Source organism: Acidithiobacillus sp. TH-A36, assembly GCF_057473445.1.
On sequence record NZ_JBYCKP010000518.1, the window covers coordinates 1 to 1,408 of the forward strand.

Sequence of the window (1,408 nt, forward strand, 5' to 3'; positions counted from 1 at the left end):
GCAGCCGGTCTGGATCCCACTTTTGTGATTGGCGGCCGGTTGAAAAGTGCCGGCACCCATGCCGCTCTGGGTAGCGGTGAATACCTGGTGGCTGAAGCCGATGAATCGGACGCCTCCTTTTTGTATCTTGCTCCGGTCATGGCCGTCGTCACCAATATTGATGCCGACCACATGGAAACCTATGGCGACAGTCTCGACAATTTGCGCAATGCCTTTTTGCAGTTTCTGCAGCGCCTGCCTTTCTACGGTCTTGCCGTTCTTTGTACTGACGAGCCCATGGTCGCCGGCCTGATTCCAGAATTACGCACCCCGGTACTGCGTTATGGATTCAGTGCAGATGCGGACCTGCAGGCCCGTAATGTGACCGTCAGGGGAGTGGGCAGTCACTTTGAAGTCTGGCGGCGGGTGGATAATGACTATGTGCACTGGCTGGATGTAGATCTGGGGATTCCCGGACAGCACAATGTACTCAATGCCCTTGCCGCCATCGGTATTGCCAGCAAGGTCGGGGTGAGTGAGCAGACCATTCGCAGTGCCCTGGAAGATTTTCGCGGGGTAGGCAGACGTTTCGAACAGGTCGGCGAGTTTGCCGGCATCACCATTATTGACGATTATGGTCACCACCCCCGCGAACTGAGCGCCACCATCAGCGCCGCCCGGGCCGTATGGCCTGATCGCCCTCTGGTAGTCGCCTTTCAACCCCATCGCTATAGCCGAACCCAGGCCTTGTTTGGCGATTTCGTCCACAGTCTGGCCTCGGCGGATCTGGTCATACTCACCGATATTTACAGTGCGGGCGAAAAAGCCTTACCCGGAGTCAGCAGTCAGGCACTCAGCGCGGCCATGCTTGCCCAGGGAATAAGCGTTCACTATTTGCCGGAGCTGCTCAATGCCCCGGCGCAGATTCGCTCACTCCTGCCTGCGAACGCGGTGCTACTCACCATGGGCGCTGGCAGCATTGCCCATTTGGCCGGTCAATGGGCTGAAGTATTTGCGGAGGCCACCCCATGATGCCGGTCATTGGTGGCCGCCTGCGCCTGGGAGAACCCATGCAGCGCCATACCAGCTGGCGGGTTGGAGGACCGGCTGATCGCTTCTATCTACCCGGCACCCTGGAAGATCTGCAAGGATTTTTAAGACATTTTGCGGTTCCTCCGCTCACCTGGATAGGGTTGGGCAGTAATGTGCTGGTACGCGATGCCGGACTGCGCGGGACCACCATCTGCCTCGCCAATACCCTGGATCAGATCGTTTTGGCAGAAAATGATCTGCTGCGGGTCGGCGCCGGTGCGGGTGCGGTAAAAATTGCCCATTTTGCAGCCAAGGCAGGACTTGCCGGCGCAGAGTTTCTGGCAGGCATTCCCGGCACCTTGGGGGGCTGCCTGAGCATGAATGCCGGCGCTCATGG

General features: G+C 58.6%; 2 protein-coding genes. Both read left to right on the plus strand.

Annotation, left to right across the window (positions count from 1 at the left end; translation table 11 throughout):
* Positions 1-1,011: UDP-N-acetylmuramate--L-alanine ligase (gene murC, locus AC2VLY_RS13060; RefSeq protein WP_486922427.1), on the plus strand; the 1,011-nt coding region annotated here is incomplete at its 5' end.
* Positions 1,008-1,408, plus strand: a 401-nt coding sequence (locus AC2VLY_RS13065; protein ID WP_486892027.1) for an FAD-binding protein, incomplete at its 3' end; no start/stop codon positions are given. The genes murC and AC2VLY_RS13065, both read left to right, overlap by 4 nt.